At 71.6% G+C, this 18,352-nt stretch carries 21 protein-coding genes and 1 pseudogene; 12 read left to right on the top strand and 10 right to left on the bottom strand.

Annotation, left to right across the window (positions count from 1 at the left end; genetic code table 11):
- Positions 1-69: 69 nt before the first annotated feature.
- Complete coding sequence (locus tag ACFXB5_RS07705) at positions 70-423, bottom strand: hypothetical protein (protein WP_385203774.1); 354 nt, start codon at positions 421-423, stop codon at positions 70-72.
- 236 nt (positions 424-659) lie between these two features.
- A complete protein-coding gene (locus tag ACFXB5_RS07700; RefSeq protein ID WP_385203772.1) occupies positions 660-1,256 on the bottom strand; it encodes a hypothetical protein in 597 nt (198 codons plus the stop codon).
- 202 nt (positions 1,257-1,458) lie between these two features.
- Here ACFXB5_RS07700 and ACFXB5_RS07695 point away from each other — a divergent pair, with 202 nt between their 5' ends.
- The 7 genes from ACFXB5_RS07695 (at position 1,459) to ACFXB5_RS07665 (ending at position 5,850) form a co-directional block, all read left to right on the top strand.
- Positions 1,459-2,700 (top strand): PP2C family protein-serine/threonine phosphatase, encoded by a 1,242-nt coding sequence (locus ACFXB5_RS07695; RefSeq protein ID WP_385203769.1) that lies wholly within the window; start codon positions 1,459-1,461, stop codon positions 2,698-2,700.
- Between the two features lie 57 nt (positions 2,701-2,757).
- The gene (locus ACFXB5_RS07690) at positions 2,758-3,486 is read left to right on the top strand and encodes a transporter substrate-binding domain-containing protein (RefSeq protein ID WP_385203766.1); all 729 of its coding nucleotides are present in this window, start codon (positions 2,758-2,760) and stop codon (positions 3,484-3,486) included.
- Between the two features lie 128 nt (positions 3,487-3,614).
- Entirely contained in the window at positions 3,615-4,235 is a 621-nt protein-coding gene (locus tag ACFXB5_RS07685; RefSeq protein ID WP_385203764.1) for a hypothetical protein, read from the top strand.
- A 58-nt stretch (positions 4,236-4,293) separates the two neighbouring features.
- Positions 4,294-4,449 (top strand): hypothetical protein, encoded by a 156-nt coding sequence (locus ACFXB5_RS07680; protein ID WP_385203762.1) that lies wholly within the window; start codon positions 4,294-4,296, stop codon positions 4,447-4,449.
- Between the two features lie 196 nt (positions 4,450-4,645).
- The gene (locus tag ACFXB5_RS07675) at positions 4,646-4,810 is read left to right on the top strand and encodes a hypothetical protein (RefSeq protein ID WP_385203759.1); all 165 of its coding nucleotides are present in this window, start codon (positions 4,646-4,648) and stop codon (positions 4,808-4,810) included.
- A gap of 200 nt (positions 4,811-5,010) precedes the next feature.
- Positions 5,011-5,445 carry a DUF6069 family protein gene (locus ACFXB5_RS07670; RefSeq protein ID WP_385203756.1) on the top strand — a complete coding sequence of 145 codons (435 nt, stop codon included), beginning with the start codon at positions 5,011-5,013 and terminating at the stop codon, positions 5,443-5,445.
- A 252-nt stretch (positions 5,446-5,697) separates the two neighbouring features.
- A complete protein-coding gene (locus tag ACFXB5_RS07665) occupies positions 5,698-5,850 on the top strand; it encodes a hypothetical protein (protein ID WP_167525773.1) in 153 nt (50 codons plus the stop codon).
- A 25-nt stretch (positions 5,851-5,875) separates the two neighbouring features.
- Here the strand turns inward: ACFXB5_RS07665 and ACFXB5_RS07660 are convergent, their stop codons facing one another.
- Positions 5,876-6,850 carry a CPBP family intramembrane glutamic endopeptidase gene (locus ACFXB5_RS07660; protein WP_385203752.1) on the bottom strand — a complete coding sequence of 325 codons (975 nt, stop codon included), beginning with the start codon at positions 6,848-6,850 and terminating at the stop codon, positions 5,876-5,878.
- Between the two features lie 276 nt (positions 6,851-7,126).
- On the opposite strand from ACFXB5_RS07660, the gene ACFXB5_RS07655 reads away from it, so the two are divergent.
- Together ACFXB5_RS07655 and ACFXB5_RS07650 are read left to right on the top strand one after the other, a co-directional pair.
- A complete protein-coding gene (locus ACFXB5_RS07655; RefSeq protein ID WP_385203749.1) occupies positions 7,127-8,491 on the top strand; it encodes a sensor histidine kinase in 1,365 nt (454 codons plus the stop codon).
- Entirely contained in the window at positions 8,488-9,252 is a 765-nt protein-coding gene (locus ACFXB5_RS07650; protein ID WP_385203746.1) for a response regulator, read from the top strand. Before ACFXB5_RS07655 ends, ACFXB5_RS07650 begins: the two co-directional genes overlap by 4 nt.
- A gap of 69 nt (positions 9,253-9,321) precedes the next feature.
- On the opposite strand, the gene ACFXB5_RS07645 is transcribed toward ACFXB5_RS07650, so the two are convergent.
- Positions 9,322-10,206 carry an SDR family oxidoreductase gene (locus ACFXB5_RS07645; protein ID WP_385203743.1) on the bottom strand — a complete coding sequence of 295 codons (885 nt, stop codon included), beginning with the start codon at positions 10,204-10,206 and terminating at the stop codon, positions 9,322-9,324.
- A gap of 111 nt (positions 10,207-10,317) precedes the next feature.
- Here ACFXB5_RS07645 and ACFXB5_RS07640 point away from each other — a divergent pair, with 111 nt between their 5' ends.
- Entirely contained in the window at positions 10,318-10,890 is a 573-nt protein-coding gene (locus ACFXB5_RS07640) for a TetR/AcrR family transcriptional regulator (RefSeq protein WP_385203741.1), read from the top strand.
- A gap of 6 nt (positions 10,891-10,896) precedes the next feature.
- On the opposite strand, the gene ACFXB5_RS07635 is transcribed toward ACFXB5_RS07640, so the two are convergent.
- Positions 10,897-11,583: a DUF899 domain-containing protein gene (locus tag ACFXB5_RS07635; protein WP_385203738.1), complete on the bottom strand. Its 687-nt coding sequence runs from the start codon at positions 11,581-11,583 to the stop codon at positions 10,897-10,899.
- A 176-nt stretch (positions 11,584-11,759) separates the two neighbouring features.
- Between ACFXB5_RS07635 and ACFXB5_RS07630 the strand changes: the two are divergent.
- Together ACFXB5_RS07630 and ACFXB5_RS07625 are read left to right on the top strand one after the other, a co-directional pair.
- Positions 11,760-12,464, top strand: a pseudogene (locus tag ACFXB5_RS07630) (hypothetical protein); the annotation flags it as partial.
- Positions 12,465-13,153: 689 nt separating this feature from the next.
- Positions 13,154-13,468, top strand: a complete 315-nt coding sequence (locus tag ACFXB5_RS07625; protein WP_385203735.1) for a SpoIIE family protein phosphatase — start codon at positions 13,154-13,156, stop codon at positions 13,466-13,468.
- Between the two features lie 13 nt (positions 13,469-13,481).
- Here the strand turns inward: ACFXB5_RS07625 and ACFXB5_RS07620 are convergent, their stop codons facing one another.
- The 5 genes from ACFXB5_RS07620 to ACFXB5_RS07600 form a co-directional block, all read right to left on the bottom strand.
- A complete protein-coding gene (locus tag ACFXB5_RS07620; protein WP_385203732.1) occupies positions 13,482-14,405 on the bottom strand; it encodes a LysR family transcriptional regulator in 924 nt (307 codons plus the stop codon).
- 211 nt (positions 14,406-14,616) lie between these two features.
- Positions 14,617-15,969 (bottom strand): MFS transporter, encoded by a 1,353-nt coding sequence (locus tag ACFXB5_RS07615; RefSeq protein ID WP_385203729.1) that lies wholly within the window; start codon positions 15,967-15,969, stop codon positions 14,617-14,619.
- Positions 15,970-16,027: 58 nt separating this feature from the next.
- Complete coding sequence (locus ACFXB5_RS07610) at positions 16,028-17,188, bottom strand: M20 family metallopeptidase (RefSeq protein WP_385203726.1); 1,161 nt, start codon at positions 17,186-17,188, stop codon at positions 16,028-16,030.
- 8 nt (positions 17,189-17,196) lie between these two features.
- Complete coding sequence (locus tag ACFXB5_RS07605) at positions 17,197-17,871, bottom strand: DUF1028 domain-containing protein (protein ID WP_385203723.1); 675 nt, start codon at positions 17,869-17,871, stop codon at positions 17,197-17,199.
- On the bottom strand, positions 17,868-18,350 hold the full coding sequence (locus ACFXB5_RS07600; protein WP_385203720.1) for a RidA family protein: 483 nt from the start codon (positions 18,348-18,350) through the stop codon (positions 17,868-17,870). Before ACFXB5_RS07600 ends, ACFXB5_RS07605 begins: the two co-directional genes overlap by 4 nt.
- Between the last annotated feature and the right edge of the window lie 2 nt (positions 18,351-18,352).

Genomic DNA, 18,352 nt, shown 5'->3' with positions numbered 1-18,352 from the left:
TTCGTGGTCGTACTTGGTCTACTGGGGGGGGCGGGGGACCTCCCCCGCGGCGGTCGGGGCGGGATGGCCCTAGTGCGCGGCCCACCGCACGGGGGCGCCCCGGGTCACCTTGACCGTGCTCGCGGAGTCGAATGGCCGGTCCGCATCGAGAGTGCAGGTGGTGTTCGTGGTGCGGTCGTGGAGGCTGATCGCCGTCGTGGCGGTGGCGCCGTCCAGTGCCGAGTCGATGTCTTCGGAGAGCTTGTCGGCGAGCCCCGGCTCGTCCGAGGTGCAGATCGCCGCCTGCGGGGTGGCCGCGTGAGCCGACCCCACCGAGGCGATCGTCGGCACCAGTGCCCCCGCGGCCAGCGCCGCTCGTGACGCCAGCGTGGTCCGGGGAAGCCGGGATATTCGTCGGTGTCGCCCCATGGTGTGCTTGTCCATTCGCTCGTGGTGCGGTTCATCACGCGGGGGCCTTCGCTCCGTCACGAAGACATCCCGGTGCTCCGGCACTGGAGGACGAACAAGCGATGGGCGGGGTTCAAAAGCGTGTCCGAATCTCACAAGATCGCTCCACAACCGGCACAGCACCCCGGCAGCCGACACGGTATGCGGCTCCGCCACGTGGCAGGGGCTCCGCCACGTGGCAGGGGCTCCGCCCCTGGCCCCCGGGCCTCCCCCTAGGTGGCCAGGTCCGCTCGCCTACGCGCCCGGACGCGGTCGAAGGACCACGCGCCCAGGCCCGCCAGCACGGCCGCCCCGAGTCCGTACAGCGGCAGCCACCGGGTCGTGGTGGACGCCAGGCAGTCGGCGACGGCCTCATGGCGGTGGCTGACCCGCGCGTACGCCAGGGCGGCGCCGTCCCGGCCGGCGAGGTTCGCCAGCGACGCCTCCGTGCGGAGGCTCTCGTACGTGCCCAGCGCCCGGCAGTGGCTGCGGGTGCCCGGCATCGGGAAGAGCCACGCCGAGCGCTGCAACACCGGGGCCAGCGCGATCGCGGCGCACAGGCCCACCACCAGGGAGTACGCGACCAGGTTCGATACGTACGCGGAGCGAGGGCCGGGCCCGCGTGGTGGCAGGCGGTAGAAGGAGAGGATCACCGCGAGAAGCGTCACTCCGATGTAGGACGCGAACCACTCCCAGGCTCCCTGCGCGAGGGCGAACGTCAGCACGGCCGCGAGCCCGATGCCGATGATCCCCGCCTGGCCGGAGGCGTCAGGGACCCCTCTGCCGACCGATGTGGTCTTCCGGGCCCCTTGAGCGTGGAGGTCGTCCACGGCCTCTCCTCCTCGTTCGAGGCCACCAGTGTTCGCCCAGATCGCCCCCTTGCGCCCGACGCCATGCCGGACCCGCCCGGGAGCCGCCCGGTTGGCGCCCTCGATGGTCGGCGTGCCGACAGTCCGCCACTCGGGGCGGGCCGCATAGTCGAGAATCGGGAATGAGAAATGAGAGAGGGGCCGGGCCGGACAGGAGAAGGTTGTGAGTGCATCGCGGATCGACTACCAGGCGGTGTTCGCCGTCACGCCCAGCCCATACCTGGTGCTGACCCCCGATCTGATGATCGTCGAGGTCAACGAGGCCTATCTGCGGGCCACGGGCCGGACCAGGGAGGAGCTGATCGGCCACTACCTCTTCGAGGTCCACCCCGACAATCCGGCGGACCCGGACGCCGACGGGGTGCGCAATCTGGACGCCTCGCTCCAACGGGTCCTGCGTTTGAAGCGAACGGACACGATGGCGATGCAGAAGTACGACGTCCCCATCTCCGGGCGTCCGGGAGTGTTCCGGGCGAAGTGGTGGTCGCCCATCAACGCACCCGTCCTCGGGCCCGACGGAGAGGTGCGGTGGATCATCCACCGGGTGGAGGACATGACCGAGTTCGTACTGACCCGCTCGCTGCGCCCGAGGCCCGAGGACGCGGGCGGGGAGCGCGAGGCGATGGAGGCCGAGCTGTACACGCGGGCGCGGGAGCTTCAGCGCCTCAACGAGGAACTCCGCGAGGCCCACGACCGGGAGCGCCGCACCGCCCTCACCCTCCAGGAGGCCATGCTGCACTCCCCGGACCTGGCCGGGCACCGCGAAATCGCCGTGCGCTACATGCCCGCCGCCCGCTCGCTCAACGTGTGCGGCGACTGGTACGACGTGGTGGACCTGTCCACGGACACCTTCACCGTCGCGGTCGGCGATGTGGTCGGCCACGGCCTGGAGGCCGCCGCCGTCATGGGTATGCTCCGCAGCGCCCTGTCCGCCGCCGTCCGCGCCATCAGCGAGCCCGGCAGAGCGATGGACGTCCTGAGCCTCTACGCCCGCACCTTCGAGGGCGCGCTGGCCACGACCGCGGCCAAGGCCGTCGTCGACACCCGCCACCGGCTCATCACCTACACCAGCGCCGGCCACCCGCCGCCCGTCCTGGCCCGGCCGGACGGCACCGTCGACCTGCTCGACCAGGCCACCAACCCTCCGCTGGGCCTTGTCACCGACGACCTCCCCCGCCCGCAGGCCACGGTGTCCTACGCCCCGGGCGACACCCTCGTGCTCTACACCGACGGACTCATCGAACGCCGTGGCGAGGACATCGACGTCGGCCTGCGCCGCCTCACCGACACCCTCGCCCGCCACACCTCTCTCGGCCCCGACCATCTGGCCGACACCCTGCTCACCCGCCTGGGCGTGGCCGAGGGCGGAACCGACGACATCGCCCTGATCGTCGTCCGTCTGTGAGATCCCGCCTGGTCATGCGTGGCCCGGTGCACGCGTCGCCGTTCCTAGACTCGGCGCATGGAGATCACCGACAGCACCGCGCTCGCCCGCGACCTCGCCCCCACCGGAGTGCTCCGCGCCGCCATCAACCTCGGCAACCCCGTCCTCGCCCAGGGCACCCCGGACGCGCCCGGCGGTGTCACCGTCGATCTCGCCCGTGAGCTGGCGCGGCGCCTCGGCCTACCCGTGGAGTTCCGCTGCTTCGACGCGGCCCGCAAGTCCTACGAGGCCATGGCCACCGGCCACGCCGATCTGTGCTTCCTCGCCATCGAACCGGCCCGCGAGGCGGAGATCGCGTTCACCCCCGCGTATGTGCACATCGAGGGGGTGTACGCCGTCCCGGCCGAGTCCCCCCTGCGCACACCGGAAGACGTGGACCGTCCGGGCATCCGTATCGGGGTGAAGCAGGGCTCGGCCTACGACCTGTACCTCACCCGCACCCTGCGCCACGCCACCGTGGTCCGGGGCCCGGAGGGGGTGGATGTCTTCCATGCCGAGAAACTGGAGGCCGCGGCCGGAATCCGGCAGCCACTGACCGCACACCTCGCCGAACGCCCCGAACTGCGGCTGATCGAGCCCGCGTTCATGACCATCCGGCAGGCCGTCGGGACGACGAGGACACGACGCCCGGAGACCGTGCGCTTCCTGAGCGAGACCGTGGCCCATCTGACGGACTCCGGGTTCGTCGCCGAGGCGCTCAGCCGGTCCGGACAGAACCCGGCACTGGCCGCGCCGACGGAGCAATGACCGAAGCGAGGCGCCATTCCTTTGGAACCGTTCGGTTACGGAACATGCATTCCATGCACACCGATCTGTACAAGGATTCCAGCCATCGCCACACTGATCGGGTTCAACGGAATGTACGGGGGAATTCCATGCATCGTGCCATCGTGGCCGCCGCGGCGGTCGTCACACTCACCGCCACCCTTGTGGCATGCGGCGGTTCGGACGGGGACAGCGACAAGGCCGGACCCACGAAGGACACCGGCTCCAGCGGCGCCGCCGAACCCGGCGGTGAGCATTCGCCCGACGCCGTGGCCAGCAGTGCGGGGTCGCTGGTAGGCAAGCTCGGCGACACCCTCGCGCTGGAGGGATCGCCCACCAACCTGGACACCACGGGCACGGTTCGGGCCGACTTCACGTTGAAGAAGTATGTGGACCGCGCACAGGCGGCGGTCGACTACTTCAAGGCTCCCGCCGGGAAGCGCCTGGTCGCAGCGGAATTCACGATCGTCAGCACCGGGACGGGCACCTACCGAGGCGGGTACAACGGGGCCAAGGCCATCGACTCGACCGGGCAGGGGTACATCGGCAAGCCCGGCTCCCCCACCGTCGGCGAGTCCCTGGACATCCCCCTGATCCTCGTGCCGGGCAAGCGGGCCACCGGTTGGGTGATCTTCGACGTACCGGAGGACGCGAAGATCACGGCCGTGACGTACCAGATCGACGCGAACGGAGTCGACGAGGACCGCACGGGCAGGTGGAACCTCGGCTAGTACGGCCGCCTCCGCCACCGGCCCATCCGATCCCTTACCCGATCCGGTACGGGAACCCGTGCGCTTCGAACTGCGCCGCGACGGGACGGCAGCCGGTCGGTCGGGCTCGTTCGGCCTGGCACGTCCCGGCGAGGTGGACTGGGCCGCCACCCGCACGGACGCCGCCACCGGCGCCCCGGCGGACGGCCACGCACACGTGCGCTTCGTCCAGTAGACGAGAGGGCGGCGGCACCCGCCGCCCGACACCGATCCGTGGGCCCGAAGAGCATCCATATGGGAGCGATCAAGACAACCCGCTGCTAACGTCGTTGTGGCGCTTCAGGGCTTCCCCACCGGCCCCCTGGCCCTCTCCTCGGTCACCCCGGAGCAACCGCTTCGGGGTGTGGTAACACCAGAGGTAAGGAGGGCCGGTGGACGGAGCCTGGGTCTTTGCCGCGATCGGAGTCGTGGGCGGTGCGGTCTACGTGCTGAACACGACGCTCGATCAGATCCCCCGCACCGCGGAACGGATGGTGAAGGCGGCGCACGCCCTGAGGGAGGCCAAGGCCGCTCTCAAGGCGCTTCGCCAGAAGTAGGCGCATTCGAAGCCCCCGGGGCACCCCTAGACCTCGGGGGGCTTCGCCATGTCCGCCGGCGGGCGGCCCGTGGCCGGAAGCGCGCCCTCCGAAACGATCAACGAGCAGAATGACGTGGCTCTGAACAGCCCCGCACTTCTGCCCCACCCGACCCGCGGGGCCGCTCACCACCCACTTTCCCGAGCCACGGAAGAAGTTCCATGACCGACACCGCATCCACCCGCCCCACCGCCGCCATCGCCCGCCTCGTCATACCGGCGGCCCTGGCCGCGGCGGTCGCCGTCCTCGTCGGCTACCTGATCTTCGACGCCGCCGGAGCCGACTTCGACGTCACCATGTCCGGCACCGAAAGCACCGTCACCGCGGTCCAGGCGTGCCTCGCGGCCTTCCTGGTGAGCCTGGTCGGCGGCACCGCCGCGCTGCTCATCGCGCGGCGCACGGCCCAGCCGACGCGTACCTTCGCCGCGATCGTGACCGTCGCCGTGGTGCTGTTACTCATCGGGCCGCTGGTGGGCGCCGACCAGGCCCTGACCGTCGTAGCCCTCGAGGTGCTGCATCTGCTCGCGGCGGCAGCCGTGCTCCTCGTCGTCGTGCCGCGCATCGGCACGACCACCACCACATCGACGGACGCCTGACCGCGTCGCGCCCGTGAGTGCCCCGCGACTCTGGACTCATGCCGCGTCGCCGCAAGCACGAGTTCAGGGTCGCGCACGTGGTTCAACCTCGCTGGGAGATGACCCCCACCGGCCACACATGCCGCGTCCGGGTACGGTCTTCGGCGAGATTCCGGCGCGATGATTCCGTTCGACGGACGCGCGGGAGACCGGTGGTCACGGAAACCTCGACAGGCCGCCGCACACACCTACTTCTTGGCATATCTTGGACCGATGAGTTCACATGACCTGGAGCCCCGGCCTCCGTCCCCGCTGGTGGAAAAGATAGACAGCGCGCTGGCAGTACTGATCATCGTCGGTATCGCCGGCGGATCGTTCTGGCTGGCCTCGGGCCTCACCTCGTCCTACATGGTGCTCTTCAACTGACGCGCCCGCGCCCGGGCCGTGCCGGCTACCGGCCGGCCCGGGCGTAGAAGCGGTCCCGGCGCTTGGCTTCGCGGAGGAACAGGGCCGTGGGGATCAGGCAGATCACGACGGCCACCAGGCTGGCCTCCGGCCCGAACCCGCCGCCGGTCAGCGCCTCGGGACCGCTCACCGAGGCGGTGAACAGGCTGCCATGGCTCGCGTCGGAGCCGGAGACGGTGGTGCCGTAGACGCCGCCCTCCGCCATGTTCCACCCCAGGTGCAGCCCGATCGGCAGCCACAGGGAGCGGGTCGCCGCGTAGACCGAGCCGAACAGCAGGCCCGCCTCGACCGCGATGGCCAGCCCGCCCCACACCGTGGCGTCCGGGTTCACCATGTGCAGCGCCCCGAACAGCAGGCCCGACACCGCCAGCGCTCCCCAGGTGCCGGTCTTCTCCTCCAGAACGCGGAACAGCGCGCCACGGAAGGCCAGTTCCTCCGTCACCGCCACGCAGGTCATCAGGCCCAGTGTCGTGAGCGCCCCGCCGAAGGTGCCCCAGCCCTCCAGGTGGTAGCCGCCGCCCATCGCGATCACCGCGATCACCGCGATCACCAGCGAGAACATCCCGAAGCCGAGCAGCGCGCCGGTGCGCAGTTCCGATCGGGCGTTCACGGGCCGCAGTTCGGCCGGGTTCCGGCGGCCCTCCAGGCGCCGCACCAGCCATACGTACGCGCCGAGCGCGAGGGCCGCTGTCGCCACGCCCGACAGCAGGCCGGTCACCGGGGTCGCGTCGGCCACGCCATTGATCAGCGTGGTCAGTCCGTTCACTGCCAGGAGCGGTACGAACAGCACCGGCAGCCGTACCCACGCGGACTCCCAGCGCACTGAACGCGGCTTGCGGACGGCGCGCTGTTCGGGCGCACGCCCCGACGGCGCGGACATTCCCGGCCGCGGCGTCGGCTCCGGCCGCGGCGTCGGCTCCGGCGGCGATGTCGGCTCCGGCCGCTCGTTCGGCTGCGACATGGTGTCCTCCTCGTGGACCGGCCCCTCGTGGACCGGTGCGGATGTGCTCCGGTTCGGCACAGCGAGGAAGCTACGAGCGGGGACCGGCATGGATCGTCACCGCCACGTGGACAGTTCCCGAGGCGGGGTCCCCCGCGCGGGGCACCCAGGAGTCCACTCACGGGGGATGCCCGCGGCGGCGTTCGCGGATACGTTCGGCGGGCGCAGATCCGCTCCGCCCTCCCGTGCCCGCCCGTACCGGGCCACGGCCGCATCCCTGGGACCACAGTGAAATCCGTGAGACGTGAGAGCACCGACAGCGCACGGTCGCCCGGACCGGACGAAACGGCCGGGACGCGCCGCGCAGCGCGCATGGAGGCGGTCTGCGCCGGATGGTGGCGAACCGGGACCGCATGGTGGCAAGGGCGCCCGCGCGCCGCGCGGGACCGGGAGTTGGCGTTCGTGCTCACCGTGCTGTCCTTCGCCGAGCCGCTGGCCGGTGTCGGTGCCCGGTTCGGTGACCTGCCGACCCGGCACGCGCCCGTGCTCGCGGTGCTGCTGGCGCTGGGGCAGACGCTGCCGCTGGCCGTGCGCGCCGACCGCCCCGCGCTCTGTCTCACGCTGGTGGGCCTGGCCTTCGGGGTGCACCAATCGCTGGGGCTGCCGCAGACGTTCGCCAGCATGGGGCTCTATCTCGCGCTGTACTCGGTGGGCGCGCACGCGGAGCGCGGGCGGCGGCTGCTGGTCATGCCCGCCGTGGCGGCGTACGCCGCGCTGTCCGTCGTCCTGCACGCGCGCGGAGCGCCGCTGCCGCCGCAGGACTATGTCGTCATCGGGCTCGTGCTGGCCGCCGTCTGGGGTGGCGGCGCCGTCGTACGGGGCCGTCGGACGGCCGAGGCCGAGCGGCGACGGCTCGTGGCGGTGGCCGCCACGGCGACCGAACGAAGCCGTCTGGCACGGGAGTTGCACGATGTGGTGACCCACCATGTGACCGCGATGGTGGTCCAGTCCGACGCCGCGCCGTTTCTCATGGCCTCTCCGGAACGGGTGACCGAGGCACTGGCCGCGATCAGCGGCACCGGGCGGCGCGCGCTGGCCGAACTGCGGTATCTGCTGGGCGTACTGGAGGCCACGGGCGAGTCCGCGGCGAACGGGTCGGCACCGGGCGGGTCGGCACCAGGCGGGTCCGCGGCGAACGGGTCGGCGCCCGACAGTCGCGCGCCTGCCCGCGGCGATCTGCGCGACCTGATCGAGCAGACCCGCAGGGGCGGCCAGCCCGTCGACCTGATCGAGGAGGGCAAGCGGCTGCCGCTGCCGATCGGCGCGGACCTGACCGTGTACCGGCTCGTCCAGGAATCCCTCACCAACGCCGTGAAGTACGCGTCCGGGCGGCCCACCCGCGTCACGGTCGGCTACGGCCACGAACACGTCGACATCGAGGTCGCCAACGACGGTCCCGACGGCCACGCCCGCCAGGGCATCGGCGACGCTCACGACGACGGCCGTCACCCGGCGCCCGGACCGCGCCATGTATCCGGCGGCCGGGGTCTGGGCGGGCTCCGTGAGCGTGTCAGAATGCTCGGCGGCGACTTCACCGCGGGCCCGCGCACCGACGGGGGCTTCTCGGTCCGCGCCTGTATACCCACCGGAGGCGACGCATGACCGCGGGGCCCCCTCCGCCGCTCCCCCTCCCGCCGTTCCCCCCGGCGGACTCCGGCGCTCCGATCCGTGTGCTGATCTGCGAGGACCAGGCCCTCGTACGGGCCGGTTACGTCACGATCTTCTCGGCCCAGCCGGACATCGAGGTGGTGGGAGAGGCCGACAACGGGCAGGCCGCGGTCGAGACGGCAAAGGCGCTGCGGCCCGATGTCGCCGTGATGGACATCCGGATGCCGCTGCTCGACGGCATCGAGGCCACCCGGCGGCTGGCCGGCCCCGGCACGACGCCCAGCACCCGGATCCTCGTGGTCACCACGTTCAACGTGGACGCGCTGGTGTACGAGGCGCTGCGCGCCGGTGCCAGCGGCTTCCTGCTGAAGGACGCGCCGCCCGCGGAACTGGTCAACGGCGTACGGACCGTCGCACGCGGCGACTCACTGCTCTCGCCCACCGTGACGCGCGCGCTCATCGGCGAGTTCGCGGGCCGGGTGCGCGCGGCGGACGACCCGGCCCCCGCCCCGGGCCCTGGGCCGGACGCGGCGCGCGAGCGCGAACGTCTGAAGGTCCTCACCTCGCGCGAGTACGAGGTGCTGAGGCTGATCAGCGCGGGCCTCTCGAACGCGGAGATCGCGGCGGAGCTGGTGCTCAGCGGGGAGACCGTCAAGACGTATGTGTCCCGCATCCTGACCAAGCTGGACCTGCGCGACCGCGTCCAGGTCGTCGTCCTCGCCTACCGGGCGGGAGTGGCCCCGGGCCGGGGCTGAAGCAGGCGGCCGACACACGGCGCCGCGCCCGGCCGCGCCCGGCCCCCGCCCCGGCCACGCCCGTCGGTGTCAGTCGGTGGTGAAGTAATGGCCGTTGTCGAGGTCGGCGATCAGGCCGGGGTGGACCGGCTCCCAGCCCAGCAACCGCCTGGTGTCCGCGTTGGGCATGGTGATGTCCATCGTGATGAACGGGAAGCCCGTGAAGTGCTCCGCGGCCCGTTCGGCCGGGATGCTCACGGCCGGGACGTTCAGGTGGCGGCCGATGGTCTCGGCGATCTCGCGCACCGTGATGCCCTCTTCGGCCGCGGCGTACAGCTGCGAACCGGCCGGGGCCTTCTCCAGCGCCAGCCGGTAGAGGCGGCCGACATCCAGGGTGTGACCGGCGGGCCAGCGGTTGGCGCCGTCGCCGACGTAGCCGGACACGCCCGTGTCGCGGGCGATCTTGATCAGCATCGGGATGAATCCGGTCCTGTCCCGCGTGCTGTGTGTCACCGGCGGGATCGCGACGAGCACGGTCCGCACGCCGCGTTCGGTGAAGTCGTTGATCGCGCGCCCGACGGCGGAGCGGGGGTTGGCGTCTATCGCCGCGTCGCGCTGCGCGTCGCCGGTGTGCGTAAGGCCGACGCCGATGAGGGTCTTGCCGGTGCCGGTCAGCGCGTCGCCGAATGTCCGCACCACGGCCAGGTCGACCGCCACCGCCTCGGCGAACTTCCCGGCGGGGATGGCGTCGTGATTGAACGCGAGGTGGACGACCGCGTCCGCGTCGGCCGCGGCCTCGCGCAGCCCGTCCAGGTCGTCGAGGTCGCCACGGCGCACCTCGGCGCCCAGGGCTTTGACGGCGGTGGCCGAGGCGTCGGACCGCGCCAGGCCGACGACCTCGTGTCCCGCCTGGATCAGTTCGGGCACCACGGCCGATGCGATGTGGCCGCTGGCACCGGTGACGAAAACACGCATGCGTAGCTCTCCTGGAGGCATGCTCCGCCCGGGCGGAGCGAGGTGATGTGACTTGGTACCGTCACCATAGTCGAAGTGACGTTACCAAGTCACATCACTTATGCTGTGCGCATGGCCCGATGGGAACCGAACGCGCAGGAACGGCTGGTGCGCGCCGCACTGGAGCTGTTCACCGAGCAGGGCTTCGACGCCACCACCGTCAACGAGATCGCCGATCGAGCCGGCCTGACCAAGACCACCTTCTTCCGGCACTTCCGCGACAAGCGGGAAGTGCTCTTCGCCGGCCAGCACATCCACACCCGGCTCATCGCCGACGCGATCGACGCGGCACCCGGCCCGGCCACACCGCTCGAAGCGGTCCGCGCGGCCCTCGACGCCCTCACGGCCACCTTCACGGACGACCGCCGCGACGTCGGCGCCAGGCTCCGCCCGGTCATCGCCGGTCACACCGAACTGCAGGAGCGCTCCTCCCTGAAGCGCGCCAAACTCGCCGAGGCCATGACGGACGCGCTCCACCAGCGCGGCGTACCGGAACCGACCGCGAGCCTCGCCGCCGACCTGGGCATCCGCGCCTTCTACGACGCCTTCGACCAGTGGGCCGATCCGGCGAGCAAGCAAACGCTCACCGAACTCACCCGCCACACCCTCGACGAACTCCACGCCGCACTGGTCGCACTCGACTAGGGCGCGTCACTCGCCCTGACCGTAGAGCGCGGCGATGTCCTCGGAGCCGGCCCACCGGCTGTAAGTGGACTGCTGTGGCCACCCGTCGGGCGAGTCCTGCCATTCCTCCTGCCGCCCGTACGGCAACAGGTCGATCAGCGCGAAGGAGTGGCTGAGCTGCTCGGTGCCACGGCCGTTGGTGTGCCAGGTGCGGTAGACGGTGTCGCCGTCGCGCAGGAACACATTGACGGCGAATCCGCCGCCGGGCGGGGCGCCGACGTCGGTACCGAACGGGCTGTTCGCCGTGGAGTACCAGGCCATCTTGTTCCCGACCCGCCGCTTGTAGGCGAGTGCCTCGTCGATCGGCCCCTGGGTGACGATGACGAACCGGGCATCGTAGTTGCCCAGGAACTCCAGCCTGGTGAACTGCGAGGTGAACCCCGTGCAGCCCGGACACTGCCACTGCTCGCCGGGGAACCACATGTGGTTGTAGACGATCAGCTGCTTCCTGCCGTCGAAGAGGTCCACCAGCCGAACCGGTCCGTCCTCGCCCTCGAGGGTGTAGTCGGGCATCTCGACCATCGGCAGGCGGCGGCGCTGGGCGGCGATCGCGTCGAGTTCCCGGGTCGCGGCCTTCTCCCGGACGCGCAGCGCTTCGAGCTCACGCCGCCAGGTGTCGGCGTCCACGACGGACGGCAGTGCGTTGGTGGTCATGCCATGGTCCCTTCCTGATCAGGTGTGTGGCGTGCGATGTACAGGTGTAGACCCCGCTCGGTGGTCGAACTCATCGGTGGCCGGCCACTCCGATCGGCAAGGCCCCGACCACGTCCGGGCGCGTTACCCTTTTTGCAGGACATCGACCGATATCGGTGGCTACGGAGGGTATCGGGATGGCGGGTAGGGCCGGGGCCGATCCCGAGGCGAATTCCGAGGCGAATTCCGAGGCGAAGCGGATGCCGGCCGGCTTCGCGGACGTGCCCGAGGCACCCGCTCCGGCCCTCGCTCTCCTGGGCTCCGACGGCACCATCCTGGCGTGGGGAGAGGGCTGCCGACGGCTGCTCGGGCACCGTGCGGAGGACGTCGTGGGGCTGCCGGTGCGGGAGCTGCTGGAGATCCCTGTCGAAGCGGTGCGGTGGTCCTCGGCTCCGGGAGACATGGGGAGGCATGGCGGCCGGCGGGCCGCCAAGGCCGTCGTGAAGGTCAGGCACCGGGACGGCGAGCACTTCCGGCTGATGGTGGAGACCGTAGCGCTGACCGGCGGAGACGGTGCGAGCTGCTGGTTCGTCGCCGTCACGGGGGCACCGGACGGAGTGCGGACCGCCGACGCCGAAGCGGCGCTTCTGGACCGGTCACCGCTGGCCGTGGCGGTGTGGGACACCCGCACCCGGCTGCTGTGGTCGAACCGGGCCTGCCGGGAGATCGTGGGCCGCTCCGAGGTGGACACGCCCACCCGGTCCACGCGGCGTGCCGTGCGTGGTTTCGACCGGACCACCATCGAGCCGGTGATACGGCGGGTGCTGACCTCGCGGGAGCCGGTCGGCGACCATGTGCTGCGGTGGGTGTCGCCGGAGCACGGCCGGGAGGTCGTCTTCTCCTCCTCGGTCTTTCCCCTCGCCCCCGAGGGCGGTGGCCCACTGGGCGTGTGCACCGTCTCGTTGATCGCCAAGAGCGGGGAGCGCGAGCGGCTGGCGCTGCTCGGCAGGGCGGCCAACCAGATCGGCACCACGCTCGATGTGATGACGACCGCGCAGGAACTCGCGGACATGGCCGTCCCCGCCCTCGCCGACTACGTCACGGTGGATCTGGCCGATGCCGTTCCGCTGGGCGGGGAGCCACTGAAGCGGATGTCCGAGGCCCCCTCCGGCATCCCCGTCTTCCGCCGCGCGGGTCAGTCCTCCATCCACGGCGGTATGCCCGACCGTGTTCACCCGGACCGACAACGCAGTGCCCTTCTCCCAGGACGATCTGCTGCTGGCCGAGGAACTCTGCGTCCAAGCGGCGCTGAGTCTGGACAACGCCCGCCGGTACACACGGGAGCGGGCCGCCGCCCTCGCCCTGCGGCGCAGTCTCCTGCCGCAGGAGTTGTCGGGCGGCGCCGCGGTGGACCTGGCCGGCCGCTATCTGCCGTCGGACCGGTACGAAGGGGTGGGCGGGGACTGGATGGACGCCATCGAGCTGCCGGGCGACCGGATCGCCCTGGTCATCGGCGACGTCATCGGCCACGGCATCAACGCGGCCGCCGCCATTGGCCCCCGACGGCCACGCCAGGATCGCCGACACACCGGTGGGCCCGCCGCTCGGAATCGGCACCGGACGCTACGAATCCGTCGACCTGGAGCTCCCCGAGAGGAGCCTCCTCGCCTTCTTCACCGACGGCCTGGTGGAGACCCGGCACGGCGACATCGACGCCGGTCTTGACCGGCTGCTCGCCGCGCTGCATCGCCCCTCGGCGAGCCTCGAGGACCTGTGCGCCCGCGTCATCGCGAGGATGACCACGGACGCTCCCCCGGAGGACGACATCGCTCTCCTCATGGCCCGGACCCGCGCCGACGACGGCAGCCGGGCGGCCGACGCGGAGCACCGCGGGCTGTCGGCCTGACGCGAACCGTCCGTCACGGGACCGTGGGGGCGGCGACCTCCCGCAACAGCCCCATCACGGCCTGGGCGCGGGCGGTCTGGGTCATGCCCTTCACCGAGGCGATCTTGACTTCGAGCGGGGGGCTGCCGTCCCGCAGCTCCAGTTCCGCGATCTCGCCGCCGCCGTAGGTCTGGCTGGTCGCCGGCCGCTGGTTCAGCACGGAGTATCCGAGCCCCCTGGCCACCAGGGAACGCACCGTTTCATAGCTCCGGGTGCGGTAGCGGACATCGGGAGCGGTGCCGGTGGCGGCCACCAGCGAGCGGAAGTAGTCGCGGCTGTGCGGCAGGTCGAGCAGGACGAGGGGTTCCGCGGACAGCTCGGCCAGCTCCACGGTGCCCTGCCGGGCCAGCGGATGATCGGCCGGGACGATGACGTAGGCGGGGGCCCGCGCGATCGTCTCGCTGCGCAGGTCCGGCTCGGCCGACAGACCGAGGCCGTAGGTGAGGGCGAAGTCGACGCGCCCCGCGCCCAGGGCCTGGACGAGCTGATCGGTCTCCCCCTCCACCACGTCGATCTCGATGCCCGGGTAGCGGCGGGTGCATTCGCTGAACAGGGGCGGCAGATAGTACGGGGCCAGCGTCACGAAGCAGCCCACGGCCACCGGCCCGGAGATCGTCTCACCGTCTCCCCGGGCCTCCCGTTCGACCTCGCGGGCGCGGGCCAGCAGCTCCCGCGCGTGGCTCTGGAGCCGCTCCCCCGCGGGCGTCAGGGTCAGTCCCCGCCCCCTGCGCCGGATGAACAGCTGCACCCGCAGGTCGCGCTCCAGGTTGTGGATGGCCGCGGACACGGCGGACTGCGCGATGTGGAGCGCCCCCGACGCCTCCGTCATCGAACCGCGCTCGGCGGCGACGAGGAAGTAGCGGAGTTGCAGGAGGGTGAAACCCACCGGTGACGTCATGCGTGACCCCCGCGCCTGGTGATCGGTGTCCGTGCCGGTGCCGACCTTATGCTGCGGCGCCTAAGCGCTCCGCTCGAAGTGCCCTGACCTGCCGTCGATCGTCCGCGGCACCGTCGTGGCTGGTCGCGCCCGCGCGGCGGAGCCGCATACCGACACAGCCCCGCGCCCCTTCGGGGCGCCACCGAACCGCAGCCGACTTCCACCGATCCGCCTAGTTGCGCTCGGGGGGCGCGTCGGCGACGTCCTCGGGGCGCAGCAGGGCGGACCCGGTGGTCTCCTTCAGGGACAGGGCGGCGATGAGACCGCCGGCCGCGAACACCATCAGATAGGGGCCGGGCAGCAGGGTGGAGCCGGTCGCGGAGATGAGCACGGTCATCAGGTACGGCACCGTGCCGGCGAACAGGGCGGCGGTGAGGTTGTAGGCGATGGACAGGCCGCTCTGACGGGTGCGGGTGGGGAAGATCTCCGCCGACCACACCGCGTAGGTGCCGAGGATCGCGGCGAGGATCGCGCCGAGCAGCAGACCGGCGACCCAGGTTCCGGCGAGCCCGGTCCGCATGAGGAGGAACGCGGGGGTGGCGGCGACCAGGAGGGCCGCGGTCGCGCCGACGAAGACCGGTTTGCGTCCCACCCGGTCGGACAGCAGGCCGAACACCGGGACCAGCACCAGCCCCAGCAGCGAGATCACCGTGGACAGCAGGGCCGCGTCGCCGGCCGAGTGCCCCAGGTGGTCGGTCTCGTAGGTGACCAGGTACGTCAGCACCGCGTAGAAGGGCACGTGCATGGCCGCCATCAGGCCCGCCGCCTGGAGCAGCTGCCGCTTGTGGTGGCGGAGCAGCTCCCGTACGGGGGTGCGCGGCACGGCGTCGTTGGCCTTGAGTGTCCGGTACTCGGGGGTGTCCTCGATCTTGTTGCGGATGATGAAGCCGATGACGCCGAGCGGCGCGGAGATGAGGAAGGGGACGCGCCAGCCCCAGGAGGTCAGCTGGGCCTCGTCGAGCCCGGTCGACAGCAGCAGGTAGACGAGCGACCCGGCGAGGAAGCCCAGCAGGGAGCCGACCTCCAGCCAGCTCACCCCGAATCCGCGGCGGTGCCGGGGGGCGCTCTCGGCGAGGAAGCTCGCCGCGCTGCCGAACTCGCCGCCCGCCGCGAATCCCTGGATCAGACGCAGGATCACCAGGAGCACCGGGGCGCCGACCCCGATCGCGGCGTAGCCGGGGAGCAGACCGATGGCCAGGGTCGCGCCGGACATCATGAAGATGACCAGCGACAGTGTGCGCTTGCGGCCGATCCGGTCGCCGAGCGGCCCGAACACCATGGCACCGATGGGCCGGATGCCGAAGGACACGGCGAACACGCCGAACACGGCGAGCAGTCCGGTGGTGCTGTTCTCGTCGGGGAAGAACACGGTCGCGACCGTACCGGCGAGATAGGCGTAGGCGGCCCAGTCGAACCAGTGCACGAACACGCCGACGGCTCCCGCGGCAACGCTTCTGCGCAGTGCGACGGCGTCGGTGGCCACCTCGACCTCGGTCGTGGTGACGTCGGTGTGAGTGGTGGGCATTGCGCGCCTCCTTGGGGATGGGGTGGAAGAAGCCGGAGCTGTGCGGGTGCCGCCTCGGTCAGTGGCTCGCGTATCGGGCCGGGCTCCGGTCCACGCCGGTCCAGGCCAGCGCCGTCGCCGCGTCGAGCAGGGCCCGTTGGGCCGTACCGCCCACGCAGAACGCGGCGAACTCGTGCTGGTGGTTGGTGGCGGGCAGCGAGCCGATACCGATGTAGGGGTGGATGGCGGGCACCATCTGCGAGACGTTGCCCATGTCGGTGGAGGCGCGGTTCATCCGGGCGGCCTGCCCATGCGGCGCGAACTCCCGCCCCAGGGCGAGGGCGTTCGCGCGGTAGTGGCCGAGGGCGGTCTCGTCGTTACGGAACTCCGCGTACGGTTTGCTCTCCGGCTCGATCTCCAGCTCGCACCCGGTGGCGAGGGCGCCCGCCTCGAAGGCCCGCAGGACCCGTGGTTCCAGCTCGGCCAGTTCGGCGAGGGTTTCCGCCCTGACGTACCAGCGGCCGGTGGCCCGCTCCGGGATGGCGTTCGGGGCGTCCCCGGCGTGGGTCACCACACCGTGCACCCGGGCGGAGGCCGGCAGCTGCTGGCGGAGCAGCCCGATCGCGACCTGGGCCACGGTGAAGGCGTCGGCCGCGTTGATCCCGGCCTCGGGGTAGGCGGCGGCGTGCGCGGACCTGCCGGTGTACGAGACCTTGGAGTGGCTGACCGCGAACGGACGGGCCTCGGCGACGTCGACCGGCGCCGGATGCGCCATCATCGCCAGGTCCACCCCGGCGAAGGCGCCCCGGTCGAGCATCTCGATCTTGCCGCCGCCGCCCTCCTCCGCCGGGGTGCCGTAGACCTCGACGGTGAGGCCCGCGTCGTCGGCGACGGCGGCCAGGCCCAGCGCGGCGCCGACCGAGCTCGCCGCGATGAGATTGTGCCCGCACGCGTGGCCGAGGCCGGGCAGCGCGTCGTACTCGGCACACAGCGCGATCCGCACCGGCCCGCTGCCGAACCGGGCGTGGAAGGCGGTGTCCAGGCCCAGGTAGGACGAGGTGACGTGGAATCCGGCACGGTCCAGCGGCTCGGGTACGGCGGCCGCCGCCCGGTGTTCCTCCCAGGCGGTCTCCGGGTCGGCGTGCAGCCGCTCGGACAGCCGGATCAGCTCCTCGGCGTGCCGGTCGACCTCGCGCCGGGCGGCCTCTTTCAGCGGCCCCGTCGTCCCCGTCGTCCCCATCGTTCCCATCACCGATCGCCCGGGACGCCGTACGAGGGGGCGGAGGCGGGATCGAGTCCACGGCGTACGTAGTCGTCCCGCTGCGGCAGCCAGACGGCGAGGAGTTCGGCGAGCCGGTCGACGGGGTCGTCGGCCCAGTCCACGCGCAGATCGGTCACCCGCCAGTCCACGTCCGCGACGACCGCGAGGCCCGCGGAGTGCACCGGCCCCTCCTCGCCACCGGCCGCGACGGCCGCCCGCAGCGCGATGACCAGCCGCTCCTCCAGCTCCCCGGTGGCGGCGGAGTACGCGTCGAGGAGGACACCCGGGATGTGCTCGCCGCACAGCATGTTGCCGGCCGCCACCGCGCCCTCGGCGGTGGCGGAGGCGTATGTGCCCAGGGTGTGCGAACCGCTGTAGGCGAACCCGGGCCCGGAGCGGCCCACCACGGTCAGCTGACGGTAGGCGATGGACTTCGCGTTGCGCGCCGCGCCGGTGACTCCGGCCAGGGCGCGTTCCGCGTCGCCGTGTTCCGCCAGCTCCTCCAGCAGTCTCGTGCCGAGCGTGGGGTCGGTGATGTTCTGCGAAGCCGCCGCGCCGACCCCGGGCCGCAGATGGGCGACCCGGGCGGCGACCGCCGGACTGGACGAGCTGGCCACGATGCCGAACCGCTCTCCGTCGCGGACCACCAGGGAGAACGTCATGCCCGCACCTCCTCGGGGATCACGGCGACGGCGTCGATCTCGCACAGCCACTCCGGACGGGCCAGGGCAGACACCACCAGGCCGGTGGAGATCGGGTGGACGCCCTTGGTCCAGCGGCCCACGGTGCGGTACACCGCCTCGCGGTAGCGCGGGTCGATCAGATAGATGGTCAGCTTGACCAGGTGTTCCATCCGGCTGCCCGACTCTTCGAGCAGCGTCTTGATGTTGGCCATGGCCTGTTCGGCCTGCGCCTCGGCGTCGCCGATGCCCACGGACTCGCTGGTGTCGAGGTTCTGGCCGATCTGACCCCGGACGTACACGGTGTTGCCGGCGACGACCGCCTGACAGAGGTCGTTGTCGAGGTTCTGCTCGGGATAGGTGTCGCGGGTGTTGAACGGGCGGATCCTGGTGTGCCCGCCGGTGACGATCGGGGCCTTGGCGGCATTCGCCCGGCGGCCCTCGCTCGTGGAGGTCATCATCT

It is taken from the genome of Streptomyces sp. NPDC059455 (genome assembly GCF_042750115.1).
Classification (GTDB): Bacteria; Actinomycetota; Actinomycetes; order Streptomycetales; family Streptomycetaceae; genus Streptomyces; species Streptomyces endocoffeicus.
The sequence above is the reverse complement of the archived record's forward strand: the minus strand, read 5'-3'. Positions and strand labels throughout refer to the sequence as shown.

Coding starts and splice junctions, on each gene's coding strand:
- ACFXB5_RS07705 (WP_385203774.1), bottom strand. CDS start 423: ATGGACAAGCACACCATGGGGCGACACCGACGAATATCCCGGCTTCCC.
- ACFXB5_RS07690 (WP_385203766.1), top strand. CDS start 2,758: ATGGAGATCACCGACAGCACCGCGCTCGCCCGCGACCTCGCCCCCACC.
- ACFXB5_RS07685 (WP_385203764.1), top strand. CDS start 3,615: ATGCATCGTGCCATCGTGGCCGCCGCGGCGGTCGTCACACTCACCGCC.
- ACFXB5_RS07670 (WP_385203756.1), top strand. CDS start 5,011: ATGACCGACACCGCATCCACCCGCCCCACCGCCGCCATCGCCCGCCTC.
- ACFXB5_RS07665 (WP_167525773.1), top strand. CDS start 5,698: ATGAGTTCACATGACCTGGAGCCCCGGCCTCCGTCCCCGCTGGTGGAA.
- ACFXB5_RS07660 (WP_385203752.1), bottom strand. CDS start 6,850: ATGTCGCAGCCGAACGAGCGGCCGGAGCCGACATCGCCGCCGGAGCCG.
- ACFXB5_RS07650 (WP_385203746.1), top strand. CDS start 8,488: ATGACCGCGGGGCCCCCTCCGCCGCTCCCCCTCCCGCCGTTCCCCCCG.
- ACFXB5_RS07645 (WP_385203743.1), bottom strand. CDS start 10,206: ATGCGTGTTTTCGTCACCGGTGCCAGCGGCCACATCGCATCGGCCGTG.
- ACFXB5_RS07640 (WP_385203741.1), top strand. CDS start 10,318: ATGGCCCGATGGGAACCGAACGCGCAGGAACGGCTGGTGCGCGCCGCA.
- ACFXB5_RS07635 (WP_385203738.1), bottom strand. CDS start 11,583: ATGACCACCAACGCACTGCCGTCCGTCGTGGACGCCGACACCTGGCGG.
- ACFXB5_RS07620 (WP_385203732.1), bottom strand. CDS start 14,405: ATGACGTCACCGGTGGGTTTCACCCTCCTGCAACTCCGCTACTTCCTC.
- ACFXB5_RS07615 (WP_385203729.1), bottom strand. CDS start 15,969: ATGCCCACCACTCACACCGACGTCACCACGACCGAGGTCGAGGTGGCC.
- ACFXB5_RS07610 (WP_385203726.1), bottom strand. CDS start 17,188: ATGGGGACGACGGGGACGACGGGGCCGCTGAAAGAGGCCGCCCGGCGC.
- ACFXB5_RS07605 (WP_385203723.1), bottom strand. CDS start 17,871: ATGACGTTCTCCCTGGTGGTCCGCGACGGAGAGCGGTTCGGCATCGTG.
- ACFXB5_RS07600 (WP_385203720.1), bottom strand. CDS start 18,350: ATGATGACCTCCACGAGCGAGGGCCGCCGGGCGAATGCCGCCAAGGCC.